At 40.3% G+C, this 21,011-nt stretch carries 2 protein-coding genes; both read left to right on the top strand.

The window, feature by feature from the left end:
* Positions 1-15 precede the first annotated feature (15 nt).
* Positions 16-11,544 carry an amino acid adenylation domain-containing protein gene (locus ACYQ28_RS03430; protein ID WP_460048089.1) on the top strand — a complete coding sequence of 3,843 codons (11,529 nt, stop codon included), beginning with the start codon at positions 16-18 and terminating at the stop codon, positions 11,542-11,544.
* A 3-nt stretch (positions 11,545-11,547) separates the two neighbouring features.
* Positions 11,548-21,000, top strand: a complete 9,453-nt coding sequence (locus ACYQ28_RS03425; RefSeq protein WP_460048088.1) for a non-ribosomal peptide synthetase — start codon at positions 11,548-11,550, stop codon at positions 20,998-21,000.
* Positions 21,001-21,011 lie beyond the last annotated feature (11 nt).

Below are 21,011 nucleotides of genomic sequence, written 5' to 3'. Positions count from 1 at the left end.
AACTTAATTAATCTCATGACAGAAGCTAAAGACTCAAATAGCAAAGCTAAAAATATAGAATCAATATACCCCTTGTCGCCAATGCAAGAAGGGTTGCTGTTTCATAGCTTAATGAACCCAGGTACAGGTATCTACTTGCTACAGTACCGTCATGTTATGGAGATGGATAATCTTAATATTGAGGCTTTTATTCAAGCATGGGATTTCGTGTTCCAAAAACATGAACTGCTGCGCACGTCGTTTGTTTGGAAAAATCAAAAACAACCGCTACAAGTTGTTTATAAGACAATTAATTCTCCCGTTGAAATTTTAGACTGGCAACATCTTAATGAAACCAACCAGCGTGAAGCTCTGGATGACCTCTTAAAATCTGAACGTGAGACGGGCTTTGAATTTACAAAAGCCCCGTTGATGCGCGTAAAGCTGATTAAACTAAGCAGTAATAAATATCAATTTTTACGCAGTTATCATCATATTTTAATGGATGCTTGGTGCTTTTCATTAATTATGATGGATTTTTTATCAGCTTATCGAGACATTATTTCTGGCCGGGTTAATACACCAACAATTCATAAACCCGTACTTTACTCAAAATTTATTCAATGGTTGCAACGACAAGATAAGGACAAAGGCCTAACTTTTTGGCGCGATCGCCTTGCAGGTTTTGATCAGCCAACGTTTGTGCCCTTATTAACTTCCAACGCAAACGATAAAAGCAATGCAGTAGAAGATTTGGTGACGATCTTAGATGAACGCACCACCGATACTCTTAATCGAGCAGCTTCTAGCGCGCAGGTTACGCTCAATACCTTAATTCAAGGGGCTTGGTCGTTATTATTGAGTCGCTATTCACAAACCTCCAATATAGTGTTTGGAGTAACAGTAGCAGGGCGCCCGGCAAGTCTTCCAGACATGTCGGATGTCGTTGGCTTATTTATCAATACTATTCCACTAAGAGTGAATGTAAACTCAAATAGCGAATTAACATCATGGTTAAAAAATCTATTCGAGGATAATTTATTAATTCGTGAATACGAACAGATTCCCCTAGCAGACATTCAAAAAATCAGTGAAATTGACTCCGCAAGAGGTCTGTTTGATACCTTATTTGTTTTTGAAAACGCGCCTTTTGATGCCGGTTTAAAACAGGAGAATCTCGAATTTTTGGTTAGCGAGGCAACCAATCGCACCCACACAAATTATCCTTATACCGTTGTCGTTATTCCCGGTAAAACCGTACATTTACAACTGAGCATTCACAGTGAACGCGTCGATAAAGACATTGCTCAACGAATGCTTCAGCAATTTTCTCGTCTTGTGTGTTCTATTGCGAAACACATTTGCAGCGAGGATATAATTACTCTGGGCGAAATTCCGTTGTTAAATGCGCAAGAAATTTATGCATTAACACAAGGGTTAAACGCACATTCTGCCGATTTAATCGACAAAAAGTCTTTAGAATACGGTTATTTACAACGCGTCCAAGAACAGGTTTTAAGCAAGAGCAAAGAAACACTGCTGATTCACAACGGCAATTCGTACAGCTACGAGTATATCGACAAGCAATCCAGTAAAATCGCACACTCCATACTCGCGGCGAACTTACCGCCGGAAAGTGTTATTGCGGTACTGGGCAAGCGCAGCGCAGACTATTTAAGCACAATATTAGGAATACTAAAGGCAGGCTGTGCTTTTTTACCGCTCGATCCCGCGCATCCTAAACAGCGTCATTGCGATATATTAACCGAGGCGCAACCTGCTGCATTAATTTTGTTGGATGAGAACCGGTCATTTACAACAGCCGATTTTTCGTCATCGACTGTTACATTTAGCCAATGGCACTTCTCACATTTGCAGCAACGTAATCTGAACTCTTCGGAGCCTTTAATACTGCCGAGCCTAAAAGGCAATAATTTAGCCTATGTTATTTATACCTCGGGATCTACCGGTAAACCCAAAGGCGTTTTAATTGAGCATAAAGGTATGCTCAATAATATGCTGGGGAAATTGCCCGAATTACAACTAGATTCATCAGACGTTATCGCTCAAACAGCGTCCCAAGCCTTTGATATTTCGGTGTGGCAATTACTCATGGCACCCATTCTCGGTGCTAAGATTTGTATTGTTGATGACGAAGATGTACGCAATCCATCGGCGTTAACCGCAATTGTTGAAAAGCAAAAAATAACCATTTTAGAAATTGTACCGGCGTTAATCCAATCGTTACTCGATCAACCGAGTAACGCGTTACAATCCTTGTGCTGGGTAATGTCAACCGGCGAAGCGCTATCGCCGGAACTTGCAAAAAAATGGCTGCGTAAATACCCACAAATTCCTCTCATGAATGCTTATGGGCCTGCGGAATGCTCTGACGACGTTGCGTTTTATCCCCTTAAAACCATTAGTGATGCAGAATTTAATCCGTTACCCATCGGTCGGGCTACCGCAAATTTAGAGCTTTATGTTTTAGACAGTCATTTACAACCGGTACCAGTCGGTGCGGTGGGAGAAATTTATGTGGCCGGTATTGGTGTTGGCCGAGGTTATCACCGTCGCGCCGACTTGACCGAACAAAGTTTTTTGTTAAATCCCTTTAAAAATTCCAGCACTTATATTTATCGCACGGGTGATTTAGGTTCGTATAACGGTCAGGGAGTAATCAGTTATCACGGTCGTATCGATGGGCAGGTAAAAATTCGTGGATTTCGAATTGAAGTTGGTGAAATAGAAAACTGTATTGAGTCGCTACCAGACTGTGAACGAGCATTGGTTATTGTTGAAGGTTGTAACGATACCAAACGCTTGGTTGCCTATGTACAACATAAAAGCGCCAATGCCTCAAATCTTAAACAGTGGACGAGCGAAAAACTACCCAGCTATATGGTGCCAAGCACGTTTATTGTTCTCGATAAAATGCCATTGAACGCCAATGGTAAAATTGATAAAAAAGCTCTGCCAAAGCCCGATAATATAACGCATGAAATTATCGCTCCGAATACAGAACAAGAGCAGCTTCTCCACCAAATTTGGTGCGACGTACTTGGAATAACTCAATTTGGCGTCACCGACAATTTTTTTGAATTGGGCGGTCATTCGCTTTTAGCAACGCAAATTACCGCACGCGCTTGTAAACAGTTGCAACGCGATGTTGATCTAAAATGCATTTTCCAAAACCCAACCATACGCGGCTTCCTTGACGCGCTAGACAGTGATAACACCGGTACCGTAGATTATAAAACGTCAATTCAACCCATAAAAAATCGAACACAACTTCCGTTATCGTTTAACCAGCAACGATTGTGGTTTTTGTATCAACTCGATAAAAGCAACGCGTCGCTGGCATCCTACAATATGCCTTCTGCCATTAAATTAACGGGACACTTAGATACAAACCTATTGTTAAAAGCCGTTCGATTTATTGTTGACCGTCATGAAGTTCTCAGACTTAATTTCGCGGAAGATGATCAAGGTCATGCCTACGCTTTTGATGCAAAACATAACGTAACCGATATTCACCCTATAGAAACAACGAACAACACTGTATTAAATGAACTAAAACACTTTGCCAATACTCCGTTTAACCTAGAGCACGATGCTTTATTTGCGGTTAAGCTATATTCAATTTCAGAAGATGAATCCGTTTTGGCGGTGGTACTTCACCACATTATTGCCGATGGTTGGTCGGTACGAATTTTATTAAATGAGTTGTCTCAAGCCTACCGCGCCTTAATTGAGAACCGTGACATTAATTTAAATACCGTCATTAAACCTCTTAGCATTCAATACAGTGATTATGCACAGTGGGCCAACTCAACGTTTACCGACGATGTATTAGCGCAACAAATTCAATATTGGCAGGGAGAAATCGGCGGTGAACAACCCTTATTAAATTTACCTCTAGATAAACCACGGCCCAATAAACAAAGTTATCGTGGTCAACGTGTGCATTTTGATTTTCATAAGATAGGTGAAAAATCTTTAAGCACACTATGCTCGGACCTAAATAGTAAAGGCGCCAACGTTACCATTTTTAATCTGTTGCTATCAGCCTACCAGTGGTTATTACACGGCTTAACTGGGCAATCGGATATTCGTATTGGTATTCCCGTTGCAGAACGTCAACATTGGCAAACTCAAGATTTAATTGGCTTTTTTATTAATACGCAGGTCATTAAAAGCGAGCTAAACGATATTACCGATATTCGCAATTGGTTGCTAACAACCAACCAAAAACTTAACCAAGCTCGGCAACATCAAGATGTACCCTTTGAAAAGTTAGTTGATGCCATTAATCCAGAACGGCAACAAAGCTTCTCGCCTATATTTCAAGCCATGCTTAATGTTATGCATGGCAATGCTCTGCAAGAGTTTTCGCTACCAGGATTAGCGGTTGAAGCGGTTGATCTTTTACCAGAAACCGCGATGTTTGATATTACCCTAGATGTGCATGTACTCGAAAACTCAATGAAGGGTTCTATTGAATATGCTAGTGATCTGTTTAATCGATCAACGATAGAACAATTTATAAATGCATTTGAAAAAATATTGCATGATTTTATCCGCGATATCGACCAACCACTTTCAAGCGTCAGTTTAACCGAATTTGATGAGACCAAAGTAATTTCTTCGACCACACTCAATATCGATTTTAACCGAACATGGTTACATAGATTTAACGAACAGTTACACGCCCATGGTGATCAAACCCTGTTAATAGATTGCCAAGAACATTCTACTCATCACTACACCTACAACGAACTAAATCAACGAGCGGAATTTCTTTGCCAGGGAATTCTAGCCACACATTCCGGTGAGAATCCGCTACAAGGTTGTGTTGTTGCGCTGTTGAGTGAGCGTAACGTCGATTTTTTTGTACAGGTATTAACTTGTTTTAAATTGGGTGCAGCTTACTTACCCTTAGATCCAAAACATCCAAGTTCACGACATCTACAAATTATTAAGTCAGGTCAGTTACGTCATATACTCATACAGACTGATGAACAACACGATGCATTGTTGAACGCCTTATCGAAGGATTCGACGGTAAACGTATCTGATATTACACTCCTGCAACAACCGAAGTTGTCGATTGCGCAAGCTGGTACCAGCGATTTTTACGAATCTGTTAATTATTATAAGAATTCGGACGATTTAGCCTATGTAATTTTCACCTCGGGCTCTACCGGAGAACCCAAGGGGGCTTGTGTTACAGAAGCGGGCATGTTGAACAACATACTGTCTAAGGCTCCAGAACTCAATTTAGATGAAAGCAGCGTAATTGCTCAAACAGCTTCGCAATCGTTTGATATTTCTGTGTGGCAGCTATTAACGTCGGCAATAATTGGGGCAAAGGTTTGCATATTGGGCGATGGTGTCAGTCAAAACCCCGACCGATTTATACCCGAAATCGACAATAATCGTATATCGATTGTGGAATGGGTACCCAGTCTTATTCACGCTGTTTTAACCACAGTTGAGTCAACAACAGATTCTGCTTTTAAAGAAATTATTCGCCAAAATATTCGTTATTGTTTACCCACAGGTGAAGCGCTTTCTTTACATTTAGCTCAGCAATGGTTTAAACATTTCAGTAAAATACCGTTAATAAATGCCTACGGCCCCGCTGAATGCGCAGACGATGTGGCCACGGCAAAAATTACACCTAATACATTAACTCAATACCAACAACTCGGCCTTATGCCCATTGGCCGCGCCACCGCCAACAATCAGGTACATATTTTAGATACGTTCTTAAACCCGGTACCCAATGGCGTGATTGGTGAAATTTGTGTTTCGGGTATTGGTGTAGGTAAGGGCTATTTAAATAATAAAGAACTTACTCAAAAGAGCTTTGTTGATAATCCTTGGCCAATCGATACCTGCCTAAACCAAAGTAAATTGTATTTAACGGGTGACCTTGGCCGTATGAACGCCTTTGGAGAAATAGAATATGTAGGCCGAAAAGATTTTCAAATTAAACTCAGAGGTTATCGTATAGAGCTCGGTGAAATTGAATATCAATTAGAGCTACTCGATAAGGTAACTCAAGCCGCTGCCTGTGTTAAATCGTCAGAGGTAGGTGAAACTAATCACCAGCAACTTATTGCCTATGTTGTGTGCGATTCGATTAATTTAAGTGATTACGCAAACAACGGCGATTTATCGCTCGACAAAGATTCAAATGCGCTTTACGGCACGGTTATCGACGAGTTAACGTTTCAATGGCGCGACCATTTATTGCAATCTCTACCGGAATATATGGTACCCAACCAGTTTATTGTGTTGGCTGATTTACCGCACAATGCCAACGGCAAGGTCGATCGTAAACAATTACCAGAACCCAATTGGAAAACATCCGACAATTTGGTTCCAGCCAATAACCACATTGAAGCAACGCTTTTAAGTGCTTGGCAGCAACTTTTAAATCGCCAAGACTTTGGTATCACCGATAACTTTTTTGCGTTGGGTGGCGATTCTATTCAGTGTTTGCAATTAACGGCAAAACTAAAAGAATTGGGATTAAAAATTACACCCTCACAGGTATTCGAACACCAAACCATTTGTCGTTTAGCAAAACATGTTGAGATTATTAAAGAGGCTCAAAATAATTACGAACCCATACACGGCTCTGTAAAAATAAGTCCTATTCAATACGATTTTATTCAGCAGAAACAGCCTAACAGTCATCATTGGAACATGGCTGTTGCCCTTGAATTTACCGATAATTTTTCGATACCCGATATGCAAGATGCTTTGCACGATCTGGCAATCTATCACGATATGTTACGGGTTGTTTACGACGATAAATCTCAGCGGCAATTTGTGCGCACGGTAGAAGATTACGCAAACACTAGCGTCTTAGAAGTCTTTGCTATCGAGCCAAACACAAACGGCATTTCGGTAGATCAAGCCATCAATCATATTCTCGACCAACAACACGCCTCGTTAAACTTGTGCGAGGGCAGGGTGTTTAAATGTATTTACCTACAAACACCGGATGCATTTAATAATCAACTGATTTTTATTGCCCACCATTGGTTAGTAGATGCGATTTCCTGGCGTATTTTAATTGAAGATTTTTATCAAATTTACAGCGCACGATTGCAAGCACGCAGCAATAATACGCAATACACAATCGAGCAAACGCTTCCGGCAAAATCGGCGAGCTACCAAGAATGGGTAAACGTACTTTCTAGTAAGTCTTCTAATCTTGACTATTGGCAGAACCTTAAAAAACGCTCAGCAAACATAGGAATATCCGATAATTTCGCCGATCTTTTACCAGTACAAGTACACAACACTCAATTAAGCACAGAACAGCTTCGTAAAATGCTTACATTTACTGAGCAAAATGAGGTGGTTTATGAGTTGGACAAAAACACAACCCAGTTGCTATTGGAAAAAGGTTTAAGCGCCTACGGGTTACAAGTACAAGATATTTTGTTAACAGCACTGGCGTTAACCTTAAATAAAGACCAGCAATTGTGGATAGAATTAGAATCCCATGGTCGGCAAGACCTGTGTACCGAGCACGGCGATATTCTGGATATCAGCCGTACCGTCGGTTGGTTTACCCGCGTGTTTCCGGTAGTAATTACTCTGGGCGAGAATATCAGCACAGAAAAACATCATCTCGATCAGCTTATAAAGTCTACGAAAGAAAACCTAAGAACCGCTAATAACCAAAGCTTAGATTATTCTTTAGGATATTTACACGGACAACTTACTGATTTTCCGCGTCCCAAAGTCACGTTTAATTACTACGGCAATCTTGATTTGGATAGCAATGCAAATGCGGCAAACCAAGAACACGTAAAACCAAATGTAACCGCAACAACGGGTAAATTATTTGACGACCAAAACTACGCAAGCTCGTGGTTAGAATTAAACGGTGAAGTTAAAAATAGTATTTTGCAACTACGCTGGCGTTACAGCCAAGCCTTGTTGTCCGATAGGGATATTGAGAACGCATTATGTGTCTTTGATCGCAATTTACGTGCAATTATCGAGCATTGTTGTCACGCACTGCCTACAAAAACTCCGTCTGATTTTCCGTTGCTGCGTGCCACTCAAGCAGATTTAGATGAGCTTTCAAAAAAAGTTACGTGGCAAGATATTCAAGATATCTACCCGTTATCGTCCGTACAATCGGGTATTTATTTACACACGTTACTAGAGAAACGTGCCGCCGTTTATGTTGATCAAGTATGTGTCGATATTCAAGGTAATCTTAATCTCGATTTATTCCAACAAAGTTGGGATCTCGTGTTTAATCGTCACGATATATTACGTAGCGCCTTTATTCAGTTGCACGATGGTAAACCCGTGCATCTGGTCTATAACTCGGTTGCCTTAAATATTAAGGTCATTGATTTAGAAAATCATACAGAAGCAAGTGCGAATCACTATTTGAATACACTTAAAAATAACGACATTAATACCCAGTTCGACTTGTCAAGCGCTCCGGTAATGCGTTTACGTTTGGTTAAAACCGCTGCGCGTAGTTACAAATTAATTTGGACACATCATCACGTACAGTTAGATGGTTGGTGCGCGATGCAACTGATTACCGAAGTACTGAATACTTATCGCTGTTTATTGCAATCAAACGATAACAGTGGTTATGTTCAATTATTAAATCAACCGGCGACAAGTTTTAAAGAATACATTCGCTGGATAGACTCACGACGAAATACAGATGATCACTATTGGCGGGAGCAATTGGGAGCTATCTCTCGCTCAACGAGTTTGCCTTTAACCACTAAAAAAATAACGGTACAAGAATCTCAACCATCGGCTGATGAATTAAAACATTCAAAAAATACAGACGACTCTGCCTTTGCCTGTCATGAAACGGTGTTAACTAAACACTGGGTAAACACCATAGAGGCCTTTGCGGCGGAAAATCATCTAACCTTAAATACTCTCTATCAAAGTGCTTGGGCCTTGCTATTGGCATATTTTGATCGCCAAGAAAGTTTAAACACAGACGACGATACTCCGTGGCAGGTGGTTTTAGGTTTAACCACAGCCGGTCGACCGGCAGAACTTAGCCAAGTTGATACAATTATTGGTATGTTTATTAATACCTTACCAATGGTCTTGCAATGGCAAAGTAACGAGACCGTAGGCCAATGGTTGACATATATTCAAGATCAAAATGTGCGGCTGCGAGAGCATGAACACTCATCTTTGGCCGACATTCAAAAACTGTCTGCCGTAGCCCATGGTCAGCCGTTGTTTGAAAATTTAATGGTGTTTGAGAATTTTCCAACGTCAGCATTTAATGCTAACGACATAAATTTATCACTAGAAGTTGAAAGCAGTCGCGAATTTACGCACTATCCAATTACCTTCACGGTAGCCCCCGGCAACGCCGAAAACACCAAATTACATTGGTTATACAAAACGGATATCTACAATACTTTGGGCGTACAAAAACTCAGCGACCTGTATGTGCATCTATTACAGCAAATCGTAAGCTCGGCGCAAAAACCTCTGACTGATATAAATTTTGTTACCGATGAAGACCTCAATATATGGCAAGATTACAACAATACCTACAACCCATGGTTAGAAAAAAATCCTGCGAATAAACCGACATTGAATTTTGTCGATTTTTTTGAGGCCATGGTCTTGGCTCAACCTAGCAACATTGCCATTATCGACAATACATCAAATGCCGAGATAACAACTTACCGAACACTGTCACTGCGTTCGGCAAAATTGGCTAAATTAATTAGTGACAAAATAGGCCCGGCCGATACACAAAAAATAGTTGCCGTTTGTTTACCGCGCGAATCCGGGTTAATTTGTGCGCTATTAGCGGTGTTAAAATCCGGGCATGTTTATCTACCCATTGATCCCGATCAGCCTTTGGCAAGAAGAGCGTTAATTCTTGAATCTGCACAAGCAGACATCATAATAACCAACGAATTTTTTGCACCGTCGTTTGAAGATCAATTTGCTGAAAATATATTCTTATACGATGAAGCCTTAATAGATGCAGAAAAAATACCTACTATTAATGATTCATCAATCGTAACAGCTTGTGCACACAATACCAAAAAACCGTTAGCCTACATTCTTTATACGTCTGGCTCTACGGGTAAACCCAAAGGCGTTAGTATTAGCCATTTAGCGCTGTGTAATTTCTTGTTGGATATGGGCAAGCGCTTTAACGTTAGCAATACGACCAAATCCCTTGCAATCACCACCTTGGGTTTTGATATATCGGGCTTAGAAATATGGCTGCCACTTATGCACGGTGGTGAAGTGGTACTGGCCGATGATGCTCAACGTAAACAACCAGTTGATATTATTGCTTTAATTAAAGCTCATCAATGTAATTTAATACAAGCCACACCGGCAACTTGGTCTGCGTTATTAGCAACCGGTGAACTCTCTAATTTAGCACCGTTTACCTTGCTCTGTGGTGGCGAAGCGTTAATACCCGAATTGGGTAAAAAACTTACCCGTGCATTGCCTGCGAACAGTTCTATTTATAACGTGTACGGACCAACGGAAACGACCATCTGGTCTACGTCACAACTTTTATCTGAAAAATGGCAATACACCGGGCCAAGCGGCACAACCATTATCGGCGAGCCCATCGCTAACACACAGTGCTATCTGCTTGATGAACACTTAAAGCCCGTACCCGTGGGTTGCGTGGGTAATTTATACATTGCCGGTGATGGCGTGGGTGAAGGTTATTATTTGCGTGATGAATTAACACGCAACGCATTTGTACCTAACAATACCCAAAATTTATCGCGGCATCGCTCGAATATTATGTATAAAACCGGTGATCTTGCACGTTTGATTTCCAGCAACAATTGCACCAGCGGATACGTTCTAGACTTTATGGGCCGAGGTGATTTTCAAGTAAAAATACGAGGGCACCGCATAGAATTGGGTGAAATCGAAAACGTATTATTGATGAATGACGATGTTGAACAGGTCGCTGTAGTAGTGCAGGGTTACCAACCCTCAGAACGCTTGGTCGCTTTCTTTACCACGTTAAGTAACAATTCCCGCGGCCCGCAAGATCATAAAGATGATACGTCACTAATACGCCAATTAAGCGAATTATCAAAAACTCATTTGCCACACTATATGCAGCCAAGCGTATTTACGCGTTTAGATAAGATGCCATTAAATGCTAACGGCAAAATTGACCGCAAGGCACTACCCAAGGCCGAAATAAAACCTACATTTTTAGCTTCTAACGTTATTGCACCCAAAACAAATACCGAGTTTATTCTGTATGACTTGTGGCGAGATCTACTCTTCGCAGACATGAACGAGTTATCGATACCTGAATTTGGCACTACGGATAACTTTTTTCAGCTAGGCGGTCACTCATTAATTGCCATGCAATTACAAGCAAAAGTAAATCACACCTTCGGCGTTAAAATTGACCTTGCCGATTTATTTGAAGAACCAACCATTCAGCATCTTGCTTGTACGGTAGAAATCCTACAAACAAAACAAGCGGGTGATTTGGATATTATGGACCAATTACTTTCGGAGCTTGAATAAATCATGACTCAAAAAAGCTCACCTCAAACAAATGTATCGAATAATTTTTCAATGCAAAACACCACAGATTGGCAAAAGAAATGTTTGTTAGCACAACGCCTGCAATCGTTACCTAATGAAAAGCAACAAGTATTTCGCGCAAAACTGGCAGAGCAGGGCATTAATTCTTGGCAGCTACCAATTGTTGGTAATTCCGCCAACACACAGCTTAACATTCCCTTAAGTGCTGCACAGTCGAGCTTGTGGTTTATACAAACACTTGCCGACGAAGACGGTTCACAATTCTTAAGAACCTCATACAATTTAAATTCTAATTTATTGATTAAAGGTGATTTAAATCTTGAGATTTTTAAACGTGCTTTAGAATTGTTTTTTATTGAAAATGAAATTTTCTACACAATTTACCAGAGAGATACCGAAACCGGTAAGCCTATTCAAACACTGTTACCCAATCCCGAATCAGTTTTCAACGAGGTTTGGCACTTTCAACGCATTGATTATACCTATAAAGAAAATCAACAATATGTAAACGATATCATCAACAAACAGAAATTAATCCCTTTTGAATTATCATCCAAAGCGCCAATTGCGTTTTTTCTAAACCAATTTAATTGCTCGACCTGGATGTTCTCAATTACCGTGCATCACATTGCTTTTGACGCTTGGTCTGAAGGAATTATGATAGGGCGCTTGTGTGAAATTTACGATCAACTTTTGCAGATGCCTGCTAATACACCCGAACAAAATACTCAGGTTTTAGCCAAGAACATACCCGAGAATACAAATACGGAATTACCCACTTACAAAGATTACGCAATTTGGCAAGAACAGTGGTTGGCCGGAAGTGATGCGCAACTTCAGTTAGACTACTGGCAAAAACACCTACAAAACTGCCAATTATCCTTACCTTTACCTCGAGATTTTGCGCCATCGAATGATCTTAGCGATTCCGATATTTTTGAAGTCGACGTAACCCTATCAAAACAGTTTTTCGAGAAACTCAAGCGTATTGCTCAGCAACACAACGCCACACCCTACCATTGGTTGTTAACTGCGTTTAAATGGTTGTTATGCAAATACACCAACAGCTACGATATTAACGTGGGCACCTCGGTGGCTTTACGTGATAGGCCAGAACTGCAAAACCTTGTGGGCATGTTTGTTAACACACTGGTATTGCGTGATCAATTTACTCACGACAGTGCATTTTTAACATCCCTTAATAGCGTTAAAAACACTGTTAAAAACGCATACGATTACAAAGAATATCCGTTTTATCGTTTACTCGATGCACTCAATATCGATCGTGCTTCTACTTACCACCCATTGTTTCAAGTACTGTTTGTCTACGTTGATTTGCCGTCTTCAGAATTACCGTCTATTCATGGCGCATCACTAACACCCATACTCAGCAAAACCCAAGAAGCGCGTTTTGAATTAACGTTGCGCGTAGAAGAACTTATTAACGGAGACGTAAAATTACGTTTAGAATTTGATCCCAAACTCTATCGCGAATCGACTGTTACGCAAATGCTTGTTGATTATGAAGCGCTATTACTTCAACTCAACAATGATATAGACCTGAATTTACAGAACTGGCTACCACCGTCCGTTATTAACCAATACAAGTCATCAAACACAAGATTTAACAACGTAAAAGCAATTAGCAACAATTCTGAAATTGCCAATAACGGTATTTCATCGGCATTTAATGCTTATCATCATTGGGTTCACCAAACACCCAGCGCACCTGCATTAATTTGGCAAGATGAAGCGGAGCAAACAATATTCACTTACGCAGAGTTCGATCAACAAGCGAATTTATTGGCCGGTGTGTTACAGCAACAAGGTATTAACCAAAACGACTGCATAGCATTCGTTAGTGATCGTACTTATTGGCAAATTATTGCCGTTATTGCAGCGTGGAAGTTAGGTGCAAGTTACGTTGCGCTCGATGCCCAGTGGCCCAATCGTAGAATTAACGAGCTTTTAGCCATTATTAAACCAAAATGCGTCTTGCACAACTGTAATACAGACTGCCATTATTTTAACGATGATAATACGGGTTACGTTGCCGACATTTCTATTGCCTTAGAAAACGATATACTCGCCATTGAAAAGTTATCAAAACAGTTCAACAGTAACGCTTCAGCTAATATTTTAACATTTCCCGAAAATTCATCGGTTGCCTATTATATTTTTACCTCCGGTTCAACTGGTAAGCCTAAAGCTGTCGCCATTAGTCACAGGGCATTGTCAACCTATACTAGCGCCATTAACAACGCGTTAAATTTGCCCAATAGCAGTCAATTAACCAGTGTCTCTTCTTTAGCAACCGACCTCGGTCATACCGCCGTATTTGGTGCATTACTTAATGGGCATTGTTTGCGGTGGTTTGCCACGGATCTTATCAACGACCCAATGCTGTTGGCCAAGAAGTTACAACAAAACCCGGTAGACGTTATTAAATTAACACCATCGCACGTTAAAGCGTTTACACCGGTTCTTGATTTAATGTCGCCAAGCTACTACTGGGTATGCGGTGGTGAGTCATTATCGGCAGACACCGCCGAAACGCTGTTAAAAATAAACCCACAATGCCAATTAATTAACCATTATGGCCCCACAGAAACAACCGTTGGCGCTTTGATTAATTTTGTAACACTCAACGATATTGCTCGCTATCGATCCCAAGGCTGCATTGATATTGGTAAACCACTCAAGGGATATCGGGCGTTGATTTTAAACGAGTATAATCAGCTCACCGTACCGGGCAGTATTGGCGAATTGGCAATTGCCGGTGACGCCTTGGCAGATGGATATCACGATGACGCTACAGCAACCGATCACAGTTTTATCGAAGTTGACATTTTGGGTGAGCACCTTCGCGTGTATAAAACCTCTGATCAAGTACGCATAAATAAGCTGGGTAACATTGAATATATTGGCCGCAACGATAATCAGGTGAAAATACGCGGTAATCGTGTAGAACTGAATGAAATCGAACAGAAGCTAGAAGCTTTTGAAGGAATATCAAACGCCGTAGCATTATTCATCGGTAACGTTGATTATCAACCAGTCAATCGCTTGGTTGCGTTTATCACCGGGGAAATCTCTCAAAAACAAAATACTGAAAAATACATCGAACAGATTGCACAATCGTTAGAGCAACAACTACCAAATTATGCGGTGCCTGACACATTACGAATTTTAGAGCAATTTCCGCTCTTAGCTAGCGGTAAAATTGATCGTAAAAAACTTATCAACGATTATCTTGAATCTTCTCAAAAATTAAACAATGTTCAGCAAGACATTCTCGATAACAACAGCAAACAAAACACTATTGTGACTGCTGTTGTGGCTACTGAAGACCAACAGCAACTTTTATCGATTTGGCGTAAAGTTCTGCAACGTGACGATCTAACTATTCACGATGATTTTTTCCGCGTTGGCGGTGATTCTATTTTAAGCCTACAGGTTATTGCTCTGGCGAGAAAATCGGGAATAAAGCTAACGCCGAAAGAATTTTTTAAGAAAAAATCGATTTCAAAACTGCTGTCCAGTAATTCAATCAATGATGTTAATGGCAAGGATTTAACGGTAAGTGAAGGTGTTTCCAATAAGAACAGTTTTGCTAAAATTGATTCTGAAAAAACAGCTACTGACATAAGTATTGTCGAAAAAGATTTAAATTCATTTCCGTTATCACTCTCACAAGAGAGAATCGCCTGGTTAGAAGATTTTAACGGCGGTGACAACAGCTATCACCTTAATGTGGCTTTATGCTTTGCACAAAAAATTAATCAGCAAGCAATTGAGCGCACACTTAAACACCTTATCTTTGAGCACGAATCCTTTCGCATGGGATTTAAACAATCGGCCGGACAATATCGCGCCTTCGCTATTGATGGTTTTACCGCAGTCAATCATTTTTCGATCGAAATATTGCCCTCAACAAACTCGGCAAAAGTCTGGACTGAACACAGTTTTTGTCTTGACCAACCACCCTTATTAAGAGCGGCAATTATTGAACAACAAGACGAGTCAATTTTGTTGCTCAAGCTTCATCACATTATTACCGACGGTTGGTCTATGCGTTTGTTTACCGAACAAGCCATTGCGCTTTACACACATTACTGTGAAGATAAGAATACACAAAACAATGAATGGATTAGCGAATTATCAGCAGACAATGTAAAAGCAGCTCGTGTTCAGTATTCCGACTACGCAATCTGGCAAAGGCAGCAATCGTTTAGTGACGACATCCATTTTTGGCAATCTTTTTTAGCAACAACGCCTTCTTATTTAAATTTACCCAATGACACATCGGTAACCGGCACACCCAATCTTAGTGATGCAAGACATCATAGTGGTTTATTTACCGCGCAACTTTCTAACGATTTGTGTCGCCAGCTCGATGAGTATTTATTGACTCAAACTCAAGGCTTAACGGCGTCTAATTTATTGTTATCGAGTTTTGCGCTTGCCCTGTATCGTGTTTGTCAGCAGTCTCAATTTCGAATTGGTCTACCTGTAAGTGGTCGGGTTCATCCTGATTTAAACGATATTATTGGATTGTTTATCAACACATTGGTAATTCCTTTTGATTTAAAACCCGAACAATCGGCAAGCAAATTTATTACCACTAGTCAAGAAAATGTTCAGGCAGCATTAAATCATCAAAACGTACCTTTTGAGTGTTTGGTAAAAGAATTAGAACAACACAGAGACACCACTAAAACACCGTTATTTAACGTGTTGTTTAACTTTCAGCACAGTAATTTTAATAAAACTGAGTCCATAGATAATGAATCGGTAACCATTGATCGCAATCTTTTCGGGCAGTCTATTGCTAAATTTGAATTAACATTAGATGTGACTGAAACTCGTGAGCCACAACAAAGAACCTATCAGCTTGAATGGGAATATAAAGTAGAGTGTTTTAGCGAAGCGACTATCAAAAATCTACAGGATTATTTTAGTCTATCGTTACAGTGGTTGTTGAATGAATCAAAAGAGTCTTTACACGCAACAGCTAAAAAATTAGCAGAATTTGATGACATCACCGAAAACAATCAACAACTTCTAAACGCTGCCAATACAACGCACGGTGAAGTATCTATAAATGCTGTTCGAGACATTATCACTCAAGGTATTAAGCAAAAACATAAAACGGCAATTATTGATCAGTTTGGTAGTCTTAGCTACCAAGATTTATTACTAGGTGCTTGGTCATTATCGGCCGAAATAAATTCCCGGCTCGAACAATCCGATATTCAGCCAGAAAACAACGCGGTTATTATTTGTTTAGAATGTGACCGCAATCTACCCATCAGCTTATTGGCTTGTTGGTTGGCAGGAAAAGCCTATGTTCCAATAGACCCTAACCACCCTAAAGATAGAAATCAATTAATTATTGAATCTTGTCGCGCCTCTGTTTGTATAGTAGGCAATACAAACAACATGGCTGATTTCAGCGGGCTAACAGTTAATGTCGATAAGGTTCTTAAAAACACCGTTACTACACCTGAAGAACTCGACTACCTAACGCAGCAAGCGCTTCCCGGTCAAAATCCGCTCGCCTACAGTTTGTATACATCGGGATCAACGGGTAAACCCAAAGGCGTACTGATTGAGTTTGATCCGCTTAATAATTTCTTGCAGGCAATGCAGAATATTTTCCAGCTAAATGATACCGATGTGTGTTTGGCATCTACCACCATTACTTTCGATATTGCCGGTTTAGAACTGTGGTTACCCTTGGTACATGGTGCAACGGTGGTGCTTGCCAGCGAAGCGCAGCGTGTCTCCGAATTAAGTGACTTAATCGCTAAATACGGCGTTAATTTAGTACAGGCTACACCATCCGGTTGGAAGTTATTACTTGAGCAAATAACGGCGGCAAAAAATCCAACATTCTTATCTCAGGTTACCGCAATTTGCGGTGGCGAAGCCTTAAGTGAATCGCTTGCTCGGCGTATTCAAAATCACACTAAAACTGTGTTTAACGTTTATGGACCAACGGAAACCACAATTTGGTCTACCTGTTATCAAGTGTCCAATCATTTTTCGCATTACAGTGGCAATGTTGCCATAGGCAAACCCATTTTAAATACTCAGTGCTTGGTTTTAGATTCAAACCATAATCAGGTGCCGGTAGGTGCGGTGGGTGAACTCTTTATTGGTGGTCACGGGTTAGCAAAAGGATATGCAGGACAAGAACAGCTAACACGCGAGAAATTCGTTCACTTAGAAAAATACAAACACCTAGCCACTCGGTTTTATCAAACCGGCGATCGTGTTCGATACAACAATAACGGTGATTTACAGTTTGTTAGTCGCACCGATTTGCAAATTAAATTACGTGGTTATCGTATAGAACTGGGCGAAATTGAAAACGCGCTGGAGTCTATTTCAGGTATACAACAAGCAGCTGTGATACTGAAAGACACCGATGAACATGCCTATTTAGCGGCCTTTATACAACTAGCAGAAGATACACAACGCACAGATTTCGCGAAAAAAGATCTAATCGTTGCACAACTGAAAGCGCTAATTCCAACTTATATGGTACCTCAATGTTTTACCGTGCTGGAGAATCTACCTTTAAATACCAACGGTAAAATTGATCGGTTAGCCCTTGCTGGAATAGACATTAATGACACCATTGAAGAAACGCCGCAAAATATCAACGCCGACTGCTCACAAACACAAAGAATAGTTTTGAATACCTGGAAAGAATTACTGTTTCCAAACTATACCGATGTTGAATTAAGAAACACCGATAACTTTTTTGAGTTGGGCGGTCATTCATTATTGGCATCACAAGCACTTGCCAGAATTAACGCCCATTTTAATTTTGAAAACCCAATTAATTTAAGGCAATTTTTTGATAATGCCACCATAGGCCAATTATCAGAATTGTGTGATGCTAAATTAACTACAGCAGAATTGACAAACACATCTACCTCTGGTTTAGCCAAAATACAAGCGTCTTTCGCTAAACGTGCGCCAGTATCAACTCAACAGTATCGCTTATGGTTGGCCGAGCAGTTTACGCCCGCTGCATACAATATGAGCTTAGCGGTTAAGCTGAAAGGTGCCGTTAACCTTGAAGCCGTTAATCTTGCCATTAAATCTATTTTTGATCGTCATGAAAGTTTAAGAACACGCTTTGAACTTATCGGCGAGCATTTAGAGCAAGTAATTGATGACACAGCGGCACTACCGTTTACCACACAAAAAATAACTGGTTGTACAGATACAGACGTTGAAAATTTACGTAATGAACTGCTAAAACAAAGATTTGATTTGCAAACACAACTGCCATTCAATGTGTATTTAATTGAATCTTCACCAAGTCAATATTATTTAATTTTTATTATTCACCATATTATTACCGATGAGTGGTCGATGAATAACCTGGTGGCGGAATTTACCAAAATCTACAGCAGCCACACGAAAAACTCTAATCAGGAACCGCTTGTACTGCCGAATTTAACGATACAATATAAAGACTATAGCATTTGGCAACACAAACAGTTCACAAAAAGCTACGGCGAACAATTAGATGAATTTTGGCTACAGCAACTCGAAAATTATAAAAACTTTCAATGGCCACAAAATTCATCAGGTCAGGTGAGAAAAAATGGGTTGGCAAAACGCCTTAACGTGCTGCTATCCCAAGAGCAAACGGCGGTCATTAAATCTTTTGCTAGAGCTCAAAATACCAGTGAGTTTATAGTGCTGTCTGCAATATTTAGAGTATGGTTAGCAAGGCTCGTTAGCGCAAATGATGTAGTCATAGGAACAGATTTCGCCAACAGACCTTCGCCAGATCTAGAACCTTTGGTCGGTTTTTTCATTAACTTATTACCTTTGCGATTATCGGTTGATGAACACTCCACATTCGCAGAAATAGTATCGCATGAAAAAGAACATTTCCTTGAAGTAAACGAATTTCAGCAGCAACCCTATGAAAAAGTCATTGAGCACTACCGAGCGAATAACAGCAGCGACAGAAGTGCGTTAATAAAATTCTTATTGGTAATGCAAAACACGCCAGCGGCAGATATTCATTTGCCAGATTTATCAGTATCGGTTTTGCCAAACAGCAATCAAACAGCTCGTTTTGATTTATCAGTATTTATTAATCTCGATAAACAATGCGAACTTCAATGGGTTTATGACTGCTCAATATTCGACGACATTACCATTAACCATTACGCCACACAGTTGAGTGAGATTTTGAATACCTTAACCTGTAATCCCAATCAAAAAATTGCGTCACTGAGTGACCTAAATCCTACAAAAATTGAGCGTGTCGATTCTAAGAAAAATAAATTAAGTAAATTAAAATCTCTAAAATCGAAAAAAGACAACTCGGCAATAGATAGCAATTTTATTACAAAACAGTGCGATACTCATGAAAAAAGCCTTGTCGACGACAAAAACCGGGTAACGTTTGGGCGCTGGGTACGTTCATCCAGTGGTAGTGATGGTTTACCTTACGTCTTTCTTTGTAATAATTCAGACATTAATTCAACCGCTTGGGTAAAGGAATACATTGACACTATTCATGAAAAATTGCTGAGTCATGGCGCGGTATTATTTAGAAATTTTGGTTTACATACGCCGGCAGATTTCGAGCAATTTGTAGAGTCTATGCATCCTCAATTATTTGGTAAATATGGCGATTTACCTAAGAAAGAGGGCGGCAGGAATATTTATCGTTCGACGCCATACCCTGATGATCGAATGATTTTATTCCATAACGAAAGTTCACACATGAGCCGCTGGCCGCGTAAACAATGGTTTTTCTCAGAAATTGTCGCCACCGAAGGTGGTGCCACACCCATAGTTGATTGCCGTCTTGTGTATCAACAATTACCTGAGAATATCAAATATAAACTGCTCAATAACGGCTTACTGTATGCACGCACCTTTTTACCCGGCGTAGACGTAAGCTGGCAGGACTTCTTTAAAACCGATTCAAAACAACAGGTAGAAACCATTTGTGAGACATCAAAAATTCAGTGGCAATGGTTGCAGAACAATAAAGGCTTACAAATAAGTCAACGTTCCCCCGGAATTATTAAACATCCAATAACTCAAGAATTTAGTTTTTTCAATCAAGTTCAATTACACCATCCCGCGTGTTTAGAGCCTGAGGTACGACAAGATCTTGTGGCTTTAGTCGACCAAGACCAACTACCGAGAAATGTCTATTACGGTGATGGTTCGGTTATTTCTGACGAAGAAATGGCGGTAATTGGCGAATTATACGAAGTCAACGCAATTCGACCGTCGTGGCAGGCTGGAGACGTTCTAATGGTTGACAATATGCTAATTGCCCATGCCAGAGACCCTTTTAAAGGACCTCGCAAAATCGCGGTAGCTATGGCCGATATGTATGAACAATCCGACGTTTGGTCACCGCCGACAGTTGGTCTTTAACTAGGAATTTT

Source organism: Sessilibacter sp. MAH1 (assembly GCF_054658315.1).
The sequence above is the reverse complement of the archived record's forward strand: the minus strand, read 5'-3'. Positions and strand labels throughout refer to the sequence as shown.